The sequence below is a fragment of the Streptomyces sp. NPDC086787 genome, assembly GCF_044745865.1.
GTDB lineage: Bacteria > Actinomycetota > Actinomycetes > Streptomycetales > Streptomycetaceae > Streptomyces.
Map to the genome: position 1 here is coordinate 449,507 of NZ_JBIVBC010000004.1, position 17,379 is coordinate 466,885.

Consider the following 17,379-nt stretch of genomic DNA (forward strand, 5'->3'; position numbering starts at 1 on the left):
CCGTCATGGTCGTTCAGCTCCCGGTCTCGCCGTCGAGGAGGGCGAAGAGTTCGTCGTCTGTTGCCGCTGCCAGGTCGTCGGCGGCCATGTGGGTCTCCGGCCGCCGGTCCGGGTCCGTGTCCTGCCAGCGAGCCAGCAGTGCTTGCAGCCGCACGGTGATCCGGGACCGGGTGAGCTGGTCCAACTCCTGGTTGCCGATGAGGGGTTCCAGGTGGTCGAGGCCGCGCAGCAGGGCGGTGGCCGGGTCGTCGTCGGCGGGCGCCAGCTCCCTGAGCAGGTGTGCGGCGAGTTCGTGCGGGGTGGGGTGGTCGAAGACAAGCGTGGCGGGCAGCCGTACGCCGGTTTCGGCGGCGAGGGCATTGCGGAACTCGACGGCGGTGAGCGAGTCGAAGCCGAAGTCCTTGAACGGCTTTTCGGCCTCCACGGTCTGCTTCCCGGCGAATCCCAGGACGGTGCGTACATGGCGGCGGACCAGGTCGAGCAGCAGCCCGGCCCGCTCCTCCCGGTCGCCGATGGCGGCGAGCCGTTCGCGCAGTCCGGAGCCGCCGCCCGTCGCGCCGCCCGCGGCGCCCGCCGCGGTCCGACGGGCGGGGACGCGGACGAGGGAGCGCAGCAGCCCGGGTACGCCGCCGCTGAGGGACTGGGCGAGCACCGGCACGTCCAGGCGTACGGCCACGGTGAGCGCGTCCGCCGCCGCCACGGCCGCGTCCAGCAGGGCGAGACCCTGTGCCGCGCCGAGCGGGCGCACGCCGGTACGGGCCATGCGCTCCAGGTCGAGCGGGGTGAGGTCGGCGCCCATTCCTCCGGTGGCCGGGTCCCACAGGCCCCAGGCCAGGGACACGGCGGGCTGCCCGTGGGCGCGCCGGTGCGCGGCGAGCGCGTCCAGGTAGGAGTTGGCGGCGGCGTAATTGGCCTGTCCGCCGCCGCCCAGCACTCCGGCGGCGGACGAGAAGAGCACGAACGCCTCCAGGTCTGCGGTGAGTTCGTGGAGGTGGCGGGCTGCCTCGGCCTTGGGGGCGAGGACCCGGTGCAACTGGGCCGGGGTGAGCCGGCCGAGCGTCGCGTCGTCGACCACTCCCGCCGTGTGGACGACGGCGGTGATGCCGGGGTGCGCGGCGAGCAGCGCGGCGACCGCGTCCCGGTCGGCGACGTCACAGGCGGCGAGGGTGACTTCGGCACCCGACTCCCGCAGCTCGGCGGATAGTTCACCGGCGCCGGGGGCGTCCGGGCCGCGCCGGCCGACCAGCACCAGGCTACGTACCCCGTGCTCGGCGACCAGGTGCCGGGCGACGAGTGCGCCCAGACCGCCGGTGCCGCCGGTGATCAGGACGGTGCCGCTGGTGGGCCAGACCGGTCCCGGCCCGGCCTCGGTCGTACGGCGCACCAGGCGGGGCGCGAGCAAGGTACCCGCACGTAGGGCGAGTTCGTCCTCGTCGGAGGCGAGCACGGAGGCGGGGAGCGGCTCCGATCCGGACTCGGAACCGGAACCGGAACCGAAGGCGGAGTCGGAACCGGAGCCGGTGCCCGTGCCCGCGCCCGTGTTCGTGTCTGTGTCTGTGTCTGTGTCGATCAGGAGAAGGCGTCCCGGGTACTCCGTACGGGCCGCCCTGATGAGGCCGGTGACGGCCGCCTGGCCCAGGTCGGTGACGTCCTCTCCGGGTGCGGTGTCGGTGGCGCCTCGGGTGACGACGAGCAGCCGCTCGTCGGGCTCGGCGCGCTCCAGCCACTCCTGAAGCGCTTCGAGTACGACGGTCGCGGCCCGTGTGGGCGAGGTCCCGGCCGGAACGGTCAGCGCGGACCAGCCCGCCACCGGCAGGGCTCCCACGCTGCCGGGCTCGGGCAGCGGCAACGGCAGCGCGTCCGCCGTACCGACACCGTCGGCCGGCATGTCGACGACGGTCCACTCGACGCCGTACTCCGCGTGGCCCGCACCCGCCGTACCGTCGTTCGTCACGGGAACCGGCCGCAGTGCCAGCGTGCCGACGGACAGCACCGGTCGCCCGTCCGGGTCGGCGGCCTGGAGGGTGACGGCGCCGGATGCGGTCGCCGCGACACGGACACGCAGGGTACGGGCCCCGCTCGCGTGCAGGGTGACGTCCGACCAGGAGAACGGCAGCCAGGCGGAACCGGGTTCGGGGGCCGGCAGCAGTTCTCCCGCCGCGATCGCATGCAGGGCGGCGTCGAGGAGGGCGGGGTGGATGCCGTAGCCGTCGGTTTCGGCGTCCTCGGGCAGCGAGATCTCCGCGCAGACCGCGCCCCCGTCGCGCCAGGCAGCCGTGAGGCTCTGGAAGAGGGGGCCGTATTCGAGGCCCACAGCGGCGAGGCCGGTGTAGAGGTGCGCGGTGTCGAGGGGCCGGGCGGTCGCGGGCGGCCAGACAGTGAGGTCGGCGGCCGGGTCGGCCGCGTCTGTCACGTCTGGCACGTCCGCCGTGAGAACGCCCTCGGCGTGCGACGTCCACTCCCCTTCGTCCCCCTCCGGGCGGGAGTGGACGGTGAGCACGGGGGCGTCGCCCTCGCCGACCCGCACCCGCAGGGCGACGGCACCGGTCCTGGGCAGCACCAGCGGTGCGTGCAGGATCAGATCGCGGACGGTTCCCCGGCCGACCTGGTCCCCGGCCCGCACGGCCATCTCGACCAGCGCGGATCCGGGCACGATGACCGTGCCGTTGACGGCGTGCTCGGCCAACCACGGATGCGTGGCCAGTGACAGCCGACCGGTGAACAACACCCCATCGGTTTCCGGGACTTCGACCACGGCCCCCAGGAGCGGATGCCCACCGGCCGCGAGCCCGAAGTCGCCGGGCTCCCCCGAGGCGACCGAGTTGCTGCGGAACCAGTAGGGACGGTGCTGGAATGCGTAGGTGGGGAGGTCGACGGGGGTGCGGCCGGGCCCGAAGTAGGCCGTCCAGTCGACGGAGGGCAGGCGGGTGAGTGCCTCGGTCAGGGCCTGGGGTTCGGTGCGGTCGCGGCGCAGGGTGGGGATCGCGCGGGGGTCCGCGGCCATCGCGGTCAGCACGGCGTCGGGGCCGAGCTCCAGGAACGTGCCGATGCCCTGCTCGTCGAGCGTGGCGACGGCGTCGGCGAACCGGACCGCCTCACGGACGTGCCTGACCCAGTAGGAGGGGGTGGAGATGTCTTCGTAGGAGACCGCTTCGCCGGTGAGCGTCGAGACGATCGGGATGTTCGTCTCGCTGTAGGTGAGCTGTGTAGCGATCTGCTCGAACTCGGCGAGCATCGGCTCCATCAGCGGAGAGTGGAAGGCGTGACTGACCGCGAGCCGCTTCGTCTTCCTACCGGCCTCGGCGAAGTGCCGTACCACCTCCTCCACACCCGCCTCCGGACCGGAAACCACCACCGACACCGCCCCGTTCACGGCGGCGATGCCCGTACCGTCCGGCAGCACCGGCAGCACCTCGTCCTCCGTCGCCTGCACGGCGGCCATCGCACCACCCGCCGGGAGTTGCTGCATCAGTCGGCCACGTGCGGCAACGAGGGTGGCCGCGTCCTCCAGGGACCACAGCCCGGCGACGTGCGCGGCGGCGAGCTCACCGATGGAGTGCCCGGCCAGTGCGTCGGGCCGCACGCCCCAGGCTTCGAGAAGCCTGAACAGGGCGACTTCCAGCGCGAACAACGCGGGCTGCGTGAACCCGGTGTCATCCAGCCCCACCCCACCGAACATGACCTCCCTCAGAGGCCGTTCGAGGTGCCGGTCAAGCACCGCACACACGGCGTCCAGCGCAGCCGCGAAAACAGGGAACGCCTCGTACAGCTCCCGGCCCATCCCCGCCCGCTGACTCCCCTGCCCCGTGAACAGGAACGCCAGCGGGCCACGACCGCCCGACGGCAGTGGGGCGCCTTCCGCGAGGGCCTCCAGTCCGGCCAGCAGGCCGTCCCTGTCCTCTGCCACCACACCGGCCCGGTATGCGAACGACGACCGCCGAGTGACCAGCGAGAAGCCGATGTCCGCGGGATCCAGCTCCGGCCTGGCGCGGGTGTGGTCGAGGAGTCGGCGGGCCTGGTCGCGTACGGCGTCCTCGCCGGTCCCGGAGACCATCCACGGTACGGCCGCGAGCGCGGCCGGGGGCGTGACCGGTGGCGGGGTCTCCGCCGTTTCCTCGGCGGGGGCCTCCTCCAGGATGACGTGGGCGTTGGTGCCGCTGATGCCGAACGAGGAGACACCGGCCCGGCGGACCCGCTCGCCCGCCGCCCACGGCCGGGGCTCGGTCAGCAGTCGCACCGCGCCCGCGGTCCAGTCCACGTGTGAGGTGGGCCGGTCCACGCCGAGGGTGCTGGGGAGCCGTTCGTGGTGGAGGGCGAGGACCATCTTGATGACGCCTGCCATGCCGGCGGCACCCTGGGTGTGGCCGAGGTTCGACTTGATGGACCCCAGCCACAGTGGTTCGTCGCGGTTCTGGCCGTAGGTGGCGAGGAGCGCCTGTGCCTCGATCGGGTCGCCGAGACGGGTACCGGTGCCGTGTGCCTCCACGACGTCGACCTGTTGGGCCGTCAGGCGGGCGGCTGCGAGGGCCTGTTTGATGACCCGTTGCTGGGAAGGGCCGTTGGGGGCGGTGAGGCCGTTGCTCGCACCGTCCTGGTTGACGGCCGAGCCGCGCACCACCGCGAGCACCCGGTGGCCGTTGCGGCGCGCGTCGGACAGCCGTTCCAGCACCAGCACACCCACGCCCTCGGAGAGTCCGGTGCCGTCGGCCGCGTCGGCGAAGGCCTTGCAGCGGCCGTCGCCGGAGAGGCCGTCGGCACGGCTGAACTCCAGGAAGGTGCCGGCGGATCCCATGACGGTGACACCGCCCGCGAGCGCGAGGCCGCACTCGCGGCCGCGCAGTGCCTGGGCCGCCAGGTGCACCGAGACCAGTGACGAGGAGCAGGCCGTGTCGATGGTGAGGGAGGGGCCTTCGAGGCCGAGCACGTAGGAGACACGTCCGGAGAGGACGCTCGCGGCGACGCCGGTCATCATGTGGCCCGCGATGGAGTCGGGCATGCGGGTCAGGCCGCGCAGGTAGTCGTTGCTGCTGACACCGGCGTAGACGGCGGTGCGGGTGCCGGCCAGGGTGTGCGGGTCGATGCCGGCCCGCTCCAGCGCTTCCCACGCGGTTTCCAGGAGCACCCGTTGCTGCGGGTCCATGGCGAGCGCCTCGCGGGGGCTGATGCCGAAGAACGCGGCGTCGAACCCGGCTGCGTCCTGGAGGAATCCGGCGCGGCGGCCGTTGTCGTCGTGGCCGTCGCTCGCGGTGAGCTGGTCCAGGTTCCAGCCGCGGTCGCGGGGGAAGGGCGCCATGCCGTCGCGGCCCGCGTCGAGCATGGTCCACAGGTCCTCGGGCGAGCCGACGCCGCCGGGGAAACGGCAGGCCATGCCGACGATCGCGATCGGCTCGTGTTCCCTCTCCTCGGCCTCGCGCAGCCGCCGACGGGTGTCGTGCAGGTCGGCCGCGACCCGCTTGAGTGTGTCGACCAGCTGTTTCTCGTCAGCCATTGTCTTCCCCTACTTCCCCTCTGTTCCCCTCGTACGACGGCGACAGCGGCGGGAGTCCCCAGAGGACTCCCGTCGGTCGATCACCGGTCGATCACCGGTGGTTCGCGGTCGTTCGCCGGTCGTCAGATGCCGAGTTCGTCTGTGATGAAGGCCAGGACCTCGTCGGACGACGCGTCCTGGAGTCGTACGCCGATGTCGTCCGTGCCGTCGGAGTGCGCGGTCCGCAGGCTCTTGAAGCGGGCGAGCAGGTCCTCGAGGCGGGCGGTGACCGTCGCATGGGCCTCGTCGTCGAGCGACGCGTCCGGCAAGTGGTTTTCCAGGCGGTCGAGTTCGGCCAGGACCTGCTCGGCGGGGTCGGCCTGCCCGGGGGCCAGTTCGGCGTGCAGCAGGCGGGCCAGGGCGAGCGGTGTCGGGTGATCGAAGACGGCCGTCGCGGAGAGCCGGATACCGGTGGCGGCGGTGAGCCGGTTGCGGAACTCGACCGCGGTCAGCGAGTCGAAGCCGAGTTCCTTGAAGGAGCGGGTGGCACCGACCGCCGAGGGTCCGGCGAAGCCGAGCACGGCGGCCGCGTAGGACTGGACGAGGTCGAGCAGTGCCGTCTCCCGGCCGTCGGCGGGCAGCCCGGCGAGGCGGGCGCGCAGTGCCTCGCCGGGTCCGCCGGCGCCCTCCGTTCCGGCCGTGGCCGCCGTTGTGGTGCCCTGGGCGGTGGGCCTGGACTGGGTGCGGACGAGTCCGCGGTACAGGTGCGGCACCGGGGCGCCGTCGGTCGCGCCGCGCAGCGAGGCCGTGTTGAGGCCGATCGGTACGAGGTGGGGGTGGTCGTGGCCGTACTCGCCGAGCGCGGCGTCCAGGAGCGCGAGGCCCTGCGCGGGGTCGAGCGGGCGGACGCCGGAGCGGGCGAGGCGGCCGAGGTCGGCGGTGTCGAGGTGACCGGTCATGCCGCTGGGTTCGGCCCACAGGCCCCAGGAGAGGGCGGTGGCGGGCAGGCCGTCCGCGCGCCGGTGGGCGGCGAGGCCGTCCAGGTAGGCGTTGGCGGCGGCGTAGTTGGCCTGTCCGGCATTGCCGAGGACGCCGGCCGACGAGGAGAACAGTACGAAGGCGTCCAGGTCGCGGCTCGCGGTCAGCTCGTGCAGGTGCTGTGCCGCCACCGCCTTGGGGGCGAGGACGGCTTCGAGCTTCTCCGGGGTGAGGCGGCCGAGGGTGGCGTCGTCCAGGACTCCGGCGGCGTGCAGGACGGCGCGCGGGGCGTGCCGGTCGAGGAGCGCGGCGAGCGCGTCGCGGTCGGCGATGTCGCAGGCCTCGGCGACGACTTCGGCGCCCGCCTCCGACAGTTCGGCGACGAGTTCGGCGGCGCCCGGTGCGTCGGGGCCGCGCCTGCTCGTGAGGACCAGGGCGCGTACTCCGTGTTCGGTGACCAGGTGGCGGGCGACGAGGGCGCCGAGTCCACCGGTGCCGCCGGTGATCAGGACCGTGCCGTCGGCCGCCCAGGTGTGCGGTTCGGCCTGGTCGGCGGGTTCGGTGCGGGCCAGGCGCGGGACGCGGATCTCGCCGTCGCGGAGCGCGAACTCGGGTTCGCCGGTGGCGAGGGCGGCCGCGAGCAGCGCCCGGGACGGGACCCCGGTGCCGATGTCGGCGAGCACGATCCGGTCGGGGCTCTCGGTCTGCGCGGTGCGCACCAGGCCGTGCACGGCGGACTGGGCGAGGTCGGCGATGTCCTCGCCGGGCGCCGTGGAGACGGCGCCCCGGGTGACGACGACCAGGCGCGCGGTGTCGGTGCGCGGGTCGGACAGCCACACCTGGAGGTCGCCGAGGGTCTGCATCACGGCGTCGTCGATGGTGGACTGCCAGTGCACGGGGGCCAGGACGGTGGTGACGCCGCCGTCGAGTTCCTCGGTGCTGAAGATCTCCGGCAGGCCGGGGAAGAGCGGGTCGTCACCGAACACCGCCCAGCCGTCCGTGACTTCGGGCGTGGTCTCGGCCGCGTTCTCGGGGGCGGGGAGCGCCGTCCACTCGACGCGGAAGAGGGTGTCGCGGAAGGGGTTTCCGCTCGCGCGGGAGAGGCGGGCCAGCGCGTCGGCCGGCAACTGCCGCAGCTGGAGCGTGTCGACGGTGGCGACGGGGGCGCCCGCGGTGTCGGTGACGGTGACGGACACCGCGCCCTCCCCCGCGGCCACGATCCGTACGCGCAGTGCGGAGGCTCCGGCGCTGTGCAGTGTGACGCCGCGCCAGTTGAACGGCAGCCACGGTCCGCCGTCGCCCGGCGCCAGGAAACCGCCGAGCGCGATGGCGTGCAGCGCCGAGTCGAGCAGCGCCGGGTGCAGGCCGAACTCGGTGGCCTGGGAGGCGGCTTCGAAGGGCAGGGCGACCTCGGCGTACAGGGCGTCGTCGGTGCGCCAGGCGGAGCGCAGTCCGCGGAAGGCCGGGCCGTAGTCGAGACCGAGGGTGCCCAGATCGGCGTAGAGCCGTGATGTGTCGACGCTTTCGGCGCCCTCGGGGGGCCAGGGTGCGAGGTGCTGCCCGCCGGTGGCGGGCGGCCGGGTGAGCAGTCCGGTGGCGTGGCGGGTCCACGGGTCCTCGTGCAGGGCGTCGGCGGGCCGCGAGTACACGGTGACGGTACGGCCGTCGCCCTCGCCGCCCCCGGACGCGGAGACCACCACGCGCAGTTGGATCTCGGTGCGTTCGGGCAGCACGAGCGGTGCTTCGAGGGTGAGGTCCGCCAGGTGCGGGAAGTCGGCCTCGTCCCCGGCGCGTACCGCCATCTCCAGCAGTGCGGTGCCGGGTACGACGACGGTGGAGCCGACGGCGTGGTCGGCGAGCCAGGGCTGCGCGGTGAGCGAGAGCCGTCCGGTGAGCACCAGGCCGCCGTCGCCGGGCAGGGTGACCGTTGCGCCGAGCAGCGGGTGTCCGGCGTCGCTCTGGCCGACGGCCGTGGGGTCGGTGGCGGCTGCGGTGGGCTCCAGCCAGTACCGCTCGCCCTGGAAGGGGTAGGTCGGCAGCTGGGCGCGGCCGGTGGCGCGGCCCGCGAACACGGCGTCCCAGTCGGGCCGTACGCCGTGTGCGACGAGCCGGCCGAGGGAGGTGAGGAGCCGGGCGGGGCCGCCGTCGTCGCGGCGCAGTGTGCCGGTGACCACGGCGGTTTCGGCGCCCGCGTCGGCGAGGGTGTCGGTGAGGCCGACGGTCAGGACGGGGTGCGGGCTGCACTCGACGAACACGGTGTGTCCGCTGCCGGCGAGGGAACGTACGGCGGATTCGAAGCGGACGGTGTGCCGCAGGTTGCGGTGCCAGTACCCGGCGTCCATCTCGTGGCCGTCGATGACCCGGTCCTCCAGGGTGGAGTGCAGCGGGATCCGGCCGGCGCGGGGGCGTACGGAGGCGAGGAGCTCGGCCAGTTCCTCGCGCAGGGACTCCACGTGGGCGGAGTGGGAGGCGTAGTCGACGGGGATGCGGCGGGCGCGTACGCCGTCGCGCTCGCAGTGTTCCAGCAGGGTGTCGAGGGCGTCCGGGTCGCCGGAGACGACGGTGGACGCGGGCCCGTTGACGGCGGCCACGGAAATCTGCCCGTCCCACGGTGCGAGGAGTTCCTCGACGCGGGCGGCGGGCAGCGGCACGGACACCATGCCGCCGGTCCCGGCCAGCCTGACCAGGGCGCGGCTGCGCAGGGCGACGACGCGGGCGGCGTCCTCGACGCTGAGGGCACCGGCGACGCAGGCGGCGGCGATCTCGCCCTGGGAGTGGCCGACGACGGCCGACGGGACGATCCCGAGGGACTCCCACAGGGCGGCCAGCGACACCATCACGGCCCACAGGGCGGGCTGGACGACATCGACGCGCTCCAGGGAGGCGGCGTCGTCGGCTCCGCGCAGCACGTCGAGCAGCGACCAGTCGGTGTGGGCGTCCACGGCGGCCGCGCACTCCTCGACCCGCGCCCGGAACACCTCCGAGCTGTCCATCAGCTCCCGTGCCATGCCGACCCATTGGGAGCCCTGGCCGGGGAAGACGAACACCGTCCTGCCGACCGGTCCGGCGAGGCCCTCCTCGATTCCGGCGGCCGGTGTGCCGTCGGCGAGGTCGGACAGGCCCTGGAGCAGGTGGGCGCCGTCGTCGCCGACGAGTACGGCGCGGTACTCGAAGGGGGTGCGGGTGGTGGCGAGGGAGTGGCCGACGCGCGCGGCGTCAGCGCCGTCGAGGGGCCGTCCGGTGAGCTGGTCGCGCAGGCGGCGGGCCTGTTCGCGCAGCGCCTCGGGGGTGCGGGCGGTGAGCAGCCACGGCACGGGTCCGGCGGGGCGCTCCGGGTGCTCCGGCTCCTGCGGTACGGCGGCCGGGGCGGGTGCCTCCTCCAGGATGACGTGGGCGTTGGTGCCGCTGAAGCCGAACGCGGAGACGCCCGCGCGGCGCGGCGCCGTGTCCCGGCGCGGCCACGGCCGGGCCTCGGTGAGCAGGCGTACGGCGCCCGCCTCCCAGTCGATGTGCGAGCTGGGCTCGTCGATGTGCAGGGTGGCGGGCAGTTCCTCGTGGCCGAGTGCCTCGACCATCTTGATGACTCCGGCGATACCGGCCGCGGCCTGGGTGTGTCCGAGGTTGGACTTCACGGACCCGAGCCACAGCGGCTCCTGGCGGTCCTGCCCGTAGGCGGCGAGCAGGGCCTGCGCCTCGATGGGGTCGCCGAGGCGGGTTCCGGTGCCGTGTGCCTCCACGGCGTCCACGTCGGCGGGCGCCAGGCTCGCGGCGGCCAGGGCCTGCCGGATGACGCGCTGCTGGGAGGGGCCGTTGGGGGCGGTGAGGCCGTTGCTGGCGCCGTCCTGGTTGAGGGCGCTGCCCCTGACGACGGCGAGGATGTCGTGTCCGTGCCGCTGGGCGTCGGAGAGCCGCTCCACGAGGACCATGCCGACGCCCTCGGCCCAGCCCGTGCCGTCGGCGGCCTCCGCGAAGGCCTTGCAGCGGCCGTCGGCGGCGAGCCCGCGCTGCCGGCTGAAGTCCACGAACGTGTCCGGTGTCGCCATCACGGTCACACCGCCGGCGAGCGCGAGGTCGCACTCGCCGCGCTGCAGTGCCTGGACCGCCATGTGCAGGGCGACCAGCGACGAGGAGCAGGCGGTGTCCACGGTGACGGCCGGGCCTTCGAGGCCGAGGACGTAGGAGATGCGGCCCGAGGCGACACCGCCCGAGGTGCCGGTGCCGAGGAAGCCTTCGACGCCCTCGGGGAGGTGGGTGTATCCGGCGCCGTTGCCGTAGTCGTGGTAGATCAGCCCGGCGAACACGCCGGTGCTGCTGCCGCGCAGGGTGTGCGGGTCGAAGCCGCCGCGTTCCAGGGCCTCCCACGAGGTTTCCAGCAGCAGCCGCTGCTGCGGGTCCATGGCCAGGGCCTCGCGGGGGCTGATGCCGAAGAAGGGGGCGTCGAAGAGGGGTGCGTCGGGCAGGAAGCCGCCCTGGTCGGTGTAGCTGGTGCCGGGGCGCTCGCCGGTCGGGTCGACCACGGCGTCGATGTCCCAGCCCCGGTCGTCGGGCATGGCGCCCATGGCGTCGCCGCGGGTGGCGAGCAGCCGCCACAGGTCCTCGGGCGAGCGGACGCCGCCGGGGAAGCGGCAGGCCATGGAGACGATCGCGACGGGTTCGTCGGTGCCGGTCACGGTGCCGGTCGAGGTTCCGGTCGCGGTGTTCTCGGCGGGCAGTGAGCCGACGAGTTCCGCACGGAGGTGTCCGGCGAGTGCTTCGGGGGCCGGATAGTCGAAGACCAGGGTGGCGGGCAGCCGCAGGCCGCAGGCGGCGGCGAGCCGGTTGCGGAACTCGACGCCGGTGAGTGAGTCGAAGCCCAGGTCCTTGAACGCCTGGGTGACGTCCACGGCGTCGGGGCCGCTGTGCCCGAGGACGGCGGCGGCGTGGGTGCGGACCACGTCGAGCAGCAGCGCGTGCTGCTCGTCGGCGCCGAGCCCGGCGAGCCGGGCGGCCAGCTCGCCGCCGCCGGAGGACTTGTCCGCGGCGCGTGCGGTGCGCCGCGCCGGGGTGCGCACCAGGGCGCGCAGCAGCGCGGGCACCTCCTCGGGTGCGGCGCTGGCGGGCAGGTCGAGGTGGATGGGCACGAGCGCGGCGTACGGCAGGGCGAGCGCGGTGTCGTACAGCGCGAGGCCCTCGTCGCCGGTGAACGCGGCGGAGCCGGAGCGGGCCATGCGGGCGCGTTCGGCCTCGTCCAGCGACTCGGCCATGCCGCCGCCGTCGGTGGCCCACAGTCCCCAGCCGAGCGACAGGCCCGGCAGGCCGTGGGCGCGGCGGTGCGCGGCGAGCGAGTCCAGGTAGGCGTTGGCGGCCGCGTAGTTGGCCTGTCCCGGGTTGCCGAAGGTGCCGGCGGCGGAGGAGAACAGCACGAACGCGGAGAGGTCGGCGAGCCGGGTCAGCTCGTGCAGATGCCGGGCGGCGTCCGCCTTCGGCGCGAGGACCTTGTCCAGCCGCTCGGGGGTGAGGGAGCCGATGACCCCGTCGTCCAGGACGCCCGCGACATGCATGACGGCGGTCAGCGGATGCTCGGCCGGAATGGTGCCGAGGGCGGCGGCGACCGCGTCCCGGTCGGCCGCGTCGCAGGCCACGAAGTCGACGACGGCACCCAGTCGCCGTATCTCCGCGGCGAGTTCGGCCGCGCCGGGAGCCTGCGCGCCACGCCTGCCGGCCAGCAGCAGCCGTCGTACGCCGTGCTCGGTGACCAGGTGGCGGGCGAGGAGGCCGCCGAGCGCGCCGGTGGCGCCGGTGATCAGTACGGTGCCCTCGGGGTTCAGCGGAGCGGGCACGGTCAGCACCAGTTTGCCGGTGTGCCGGGCCTGCCCCATGACGCGCAGCGCCTCCGGGGCCTCGCGCACGTCCCACGCGGTGACCGGCAGCGGGCGCAGCGCCCCGCTCTCGAAGAGCGCGAGCAGTTCGCCGTACATCTGCCGGATGCGGTCCGGGCCGGCGTCCATGACGTCGAACGCCTGGTATCCGACGCCCGGGTGCTCGGCGGCGACGGTGTCGGCGTCCCGGATGTCGGTCTTGCCCATCTCCACGAACCGGCCGCCGCGGGGCAGCAGTCGCAGCGACGCGTCCACGAACTCCCTTGCCAGCGAGTCGAGTACGACGTCCATGCCGCGTCCGCCGGTGGCTTCGAGGAAGTGCTGCTCGAACTCCAGGGTGCGGGAGTTGGCGATCCGGTCCTGGTCGATGCCGAGGGCGCGTACGGCAGCCCACTTGCCGGGGCTGGCGGTGCCGTACACCTCGGCGCCCAGGTGCCGGGCGAGCTGCACGGCCGCCGTACCGACACCGCCGGCCGCGGCGTGCACCAGCACGGACTCGCCGGCGGTCAGGCCGGCCAGGTCCACGAGGGCGTAGTACGCGGTCAGATAGACGACGGGGGCGGCGGCGGCCTCGGCGAACGTCCATGTCGACGGCATCGCGGACACCAGCCGGTGGTCCACGACGGCGAGGGGTCCGAACGCCCCGGAGAACAGGCCCATCACCCGGTCGCCCACGGCGAACCGGTCCACTCCGGGCCCGACCTCCACCACGACTCCGGCCGCTTCGAGGCCGAGCCGCCCGGCGTCGCCGGGGTACATGCCGAGGACGTTCATGACGTCGCGGAAGTTGACGCCGGCGGCCCGGATCGCGACCCGCACCTGTCCCTCGGCCAGCGGCTCGGCGGCCTCGGGGAAGTCGGCGACGTAGAGGCTGTCCAGGGTGCCGGTGGGGGCGAAGTCCAGCCGCCAAGGGGCTTCGCCCTCGGGGATGTTCAGCTCGCCGCCCACGGTCCGCACCAGCCTGGGCACGAGCGGCTGCCCGGCGCGCAGCGCGAACTGCGGCTCGTCGGTGCCCGCGAGGACGGCCAGCAGGGCGTCGGCGGACTCGGCGGCGGTGTCCAGGTCGACCAGGACGATCCGCCCCGGGTGCTCGGACTGGGCGGATCGGGCGAGTCCCACCACGGCGGCGGCCGCCGGGTCGGGCACCCGGTCGCCCGGTGCGGCGGCGACGGCCCCCGAGGTGACGAGCACCAGCCGGGCCCCGTCGGGCTGTGCGCCCTCCAGCCACTCCCGTACGACCTCCAGTGCACGGTGCACGGCCTCGCGCGGCTCCAGCCCGGCGGTGACGAACGTGGCGAACACCAGCTCGGCCTCGTCGTCCTCCGTCACGTACCGCCCGCCGGACTGCGCGATCAGGTCGACGACACCGAACGGGTCGGGCCCGATCACACGGCACGGGACATCGGGCGCGCCGATGGCGGGCCGGGCGAGGGTCTGCCAGTCGAGCCGGAACAGCGACTCGTGGGCGCGGCCAGCGGTTCCGCCCGCCGTCGCGGCGGGCAGCTCGCGCAGAGCCAGCGCGGCGACGGTGGCGACGGGTGCGCCGGCCGGGTCGGCGAGGTCGATCCGGTAGCCGGAGCCCGCACCGGTGACCCGCACCCGCAGGGCCGAGGCCCCGGCGGCGTGCAACGCGAAGTCCGTCCAGGAGAAAGGCAGTCGGGCACCGCCCGAGCCGGTCTCGTCGTCGCCTTCGAGCAGCCCGATGGCGTGCAGGGAGGCGTCGAGGAGGGCGGGGTGAATGCCGTAGCCCTGGGTGTCGGTGCCCTCGGGGAGGGCGATTTCGGCGTGGACCGTGCCGTCGTCCGTGCGCCAGGCGGCCGTGAGGCCCTGGAAGAGAGGGCCGTACTCCAGGCCCATGGCGCCCAGGTCGTCGTAGAGGGCCGTGGTGTCGACCGGTTCCGCACCGGCCGGAGGCCAGACGGTCAGGTCGGCGGCGGGCTCGACGGCGTCGGTCGAGAGGGCGCCCTCGGCGTGCAGCGTCCAGGCCCCGTCCTCCCCCTCGGGCCGGGAGTGGACGGTGACGGCGGGCTCGTCGCCGTCTTCCCCGACGCGAACGCCGACACGGAGCGCGACAGCGCCGCGCTCGTCAAGGATGAGGGGCGCGTGCAGGGTCAGGTCGCGGACCGTTCCGGCACCGATCTGGTCCCCGGCCCGTACGGCCATCTCAACCAGTGCGGCACCCGGGACGACGACCGTCCCGTTCACCGCGTGCTCGGCCAGCCACGGGTGCGTGGACAGCGACAGCCGGCCCGTGAACAACACCCCGTCGCAGTCGGGCAGTTCCACGGCACCGGCGAGAATCCGGTGGCCCGCGGCGGTGAGCCCGAGCCCGGTGGCGTCCGACGCGGTGTACGGGGCGGTCGCGGGCCAGTAGGTCTCGTGCTGGAATGCGTAGGTGGGGAGGTCGACGGGGGTGCGGCCGGGCCCGAAGTAGGCCGTCCAGTCGGTGGCGTCGAGGCGGGTGAGTGCCTCGGTCAGGGCCTGGGGTTCGGTGCGGTCGCGGCGCAGGGTGGGGATCGCGCGGGGGTCGGCGGCCATCGCGGTCAGCACGGCGTCGGGGCCGAGCTCCAGGAACGTGCCGATGCCCTGCTCGTCGAGCGTGGCGACGGCGTCGGCGAAACGGACCGCCTCACGGACGTGCCTGACCCAGTAGGAGGGGGTGGAGATGTCTTCGTAGGAGACCGCCTTGCCGGTGAGGGTGGAGACGATCGGGATGTTCGTCTCGCTGTAGGTGAGCTGTGTGGCGATCTGCTCGAACTCGGCGAGCATCGGCTCCATCAGCGGGGAGTGGAAGGCGTGACTGACGGTGAGTCGCTTCGTCTTGCGACCGGCCTCGGCGAAGTGCCGTACGACCTCGTCGACGCCGGGTTCGGGGCCGGAGACGACCACGGCGGAGGGGCCGTTCACGGCGGCGATGCCCGTACCCTCCGGCAGGACCGGCAGGACCTCTTCCTCCGTCGCCTGCACGGCGGCCATCGCACCACCCGCCGGAAGCGCCTGCATCAGCCGGCCACGCGCGGCAACCAGAGCCGCCGCATCCTCCAACGACCACAGCCCGGCGACGTGCGCCGCCGCGAGCTCACCGATGGAGTGCCCGGCCAGTGCGTCCGGCCGCACACCCCAGGCTCCGAGAAGCCTGAACAAGGCGACTTCCAGCGCGAACAACGCGGGCTGCGTGAACCCCGTCTCGTCCAACCCGACCCCACCGAACATGACCTCCCTCAGAGGCCGTTCGAGGTGCCGGTCAAGCACCGCACACACGTCGTCCAGCGCGGCGGCGAAAACGGGGAACGCCTCGTACAGCTCCCGGCCCATCCCCGCCCGCTGACTCCCCTGCCCCGTGAACAGGAACGCCAGTGAACCGTTCTTGACCGGGGGCGTGTCCTCGTGGGTGATCGTCTCCAGGCGGGTCAGCAGGCCGTCCCGGTCCCCCGCGACGGCGGCGGCGCGGTACGGGAGCAACGAGCGGCCGGTGGCGAGCGCCCGGCCGATGTCGGCGGGGTGCGAGTCCGGGTGAGCGGTGGCGAAGTCGAGGAGCCGGGCGGCTTGGGCGCGTACGGCGGCCGCGGTCTTGCCGGAGACGATCCATGGCACGACCGGCAGCTGTACAGCCTCGGTGACCGGGGTCGACTCCTCGGCGGGGGCTTCCTCGATGATGACGTGGGCGTTGGTGCCGCTGATACCGAAGGAGGAGACGCCGGCGCGCCGGATCCGCTCCCCCGCCGCCCATGGCCGGGCCTCGGTGAGCAGTTCGACCGCTCCCTCGGTCCAGTCGACGTGGGAGGAGGGCGTGTCCACGTGCAGGGTGCGCGGCAGTTCCTCGTGCCGCATCGCCAAGACCATCTTGATGATCCCGGCCACACCGGCAGCCGCCTGTGTGTGACCCAGGTTCGACTTGACCGACCCCAGCCACAACGGCTCCTGGCGGTCCTGGCCGTAGGTGGCGAGCAGTGCCTGCGCCTCGATCGGGTCGCCCAGACGGGTACCGGTACCGTGCGCCTCCACCACGTCGACCTGCTGCGGAGTCAGGCGCGCGGCGGCGAGAGCCTGCCGGATCACCCGCTGCTGGGACGGACCGTTGGGGGCGGTCAGCCCGTTGCTGGCACCGTCCTGGTTGATCGCCGAACCCCGCACGACCGCCAGCACCCGGTGACCATTTCGGCGCGCATCGGACAGCTTCTCCAGGACGAGCATGCCGACGCCCTCGCCCCAGCCGGTACCGTCCGCAGCCTCCGCGAACGGCTTGCACCGACCGTCGGGCGCCAAACCCCGCTGACGACTGAAGTCCACGAACGTGTCCGGGGTGGCCATCACGGTCACACCGCCCGCAAGGGCCAGCGTGCACTCACCGCCACGCAACGCCTGAGCCGCCAGGTGCACCGCCACGAGGGAGGAGGAGCAGGCGGTGTCCACGGTGACCGCCGGGCCTTCCAGGCCGAACGCGTAGGACACGCGGCCGGAGGCGATGCTGCCGCCGACTCCGAGGAAGCCCTCCAGGTCGTCGGTGGCCCGCTCCAGGACCTCGCTGTAGTCGTGGTACATGACGCCGGCGAACACACCGGTGGCGCTGCCCCGCACGGTGGCCGGGTCGATGCCCGCCCGCTCGAACGCCTCCCACGACGTCTCCAGCAGCAACCGGTGCTGCGGATCCATGGCGAGCGCCTCACGCGGACTGATCCCGAAGAACCCCGGGTCGAACTCGGCCGCCTGGGAGAGGAATCCGCCCTCGACCGAGTAGGTACGGCCCACCGCGTCCGGGTCGGGGTCGTACAGGCCCTCGGTGTCCCAGCCGCGGTCCTCCGGGAAGCGGCTGACGGCGTCGCCGCCGGCTGCCAGCAACTGCCACAGCTCGTCGGGGGAGTTGACCCCACCGGGGTAGCGGCAGGCCATGCCGACGATCGCGATCGGCTCATGGGCCGAGGCGGTCAGCCTGCGGTTCTGCTCTCGCAGCCGCTCGGTCTCCTTCAAGGACGCCCGGAGAGCCTCGACGATCTTGTCGCTCTGTGCGGACGCCTTCTGCGCCTTCTGTCCAGACACCTCTTACCTCACCCAATTCGCGTCGCGCGTCGTCAGCCG

At 73.8% G+C, this 17,379-nt stretch carries 2 protein-coding genes; both read right to left on the minus strand.

Features of this window, described 5'->3' with window-relative positions:
• Positions 1–13 precede the first annotated feature (13 nt).
• On the minus strand, positions 14–5,488 hold the full coding sequence (locus tag ACIPK3_RS14050) for an SDR family NAD(P)-dependent oxidoreductase (RefSeq protein WP_402569357.1): 5,475 nt from the start codon (positions 5,486–5,488) through the stop codon (positions 14–16).
• 122 nt (positions 5,489–5,610) lie between these two features.
• Entirely contained in the window at positions 5,611–17,340 is an 11,730-nt protein-coding gene (locus tag ACIPK3_RS14055) for an SDR family NAD(P)-dependent oxidoreductase (protein ID WP_402569358.1), read from the minus strand.
• Between the last annotated feature and the right edge of the window lie 39 nt (positions 17,341–17,379).